The organism is Streptomyces sp. P9(2023) (genome assembly GCF_032436795.1).
In the GTDB taxonomy this organism is placed as follows: Bacteria; Actinomycetota; Actinomycetes; order Streptomycetales; family Streptomycetaceae; genus Streptomyces.
The window spans coordinates 1-271 of the sequence record NZ_JAUPWM010000480.1; the positions used below are offsets into that span (position 1 = coordinate 1).

At 49.8% G+C, this 271-nt stretch carries 1 protein-coding gene; it reads right to left on the bottom strand.

All coding sequences use genetic code 11. From position 1 onward, the window contains the following. The coding region (locus Q5762_RS38450; RefSeq protein WP_315896957.1) for a hypothetical protein at positions 1-189 on the bottom strand (189 nt) is incomplete at its 3' end. Between the last annotated feature and the right edge of the window lie 82 nt (positions 190-271).

The window sequence follows — 271 nt, forward strand, 5'->3', positions numbered from 1 at the left end:
CTGTTCATATGGGCTGTGATGTTGACGCCGTGGGTGATTGCTGGTCTTGCCATTCTCCGTCTTGAAGCGAGGTAATATGTGGAAGGAACCGAAGGACGATCCCATTGATGTCGCCATCAAGATAGCCGCAGTGTCCGTATTCGGTGGATTTGGCATCTTGATCTGGTTGCTAGTAATCAGCGCTTTCATGTGCTTGTTTACTTCATCGTGTCCACTGTCATGACAGCATTCGAACTGTTGATCGCATTCCCGGCGTGCATGTACGGCTTAG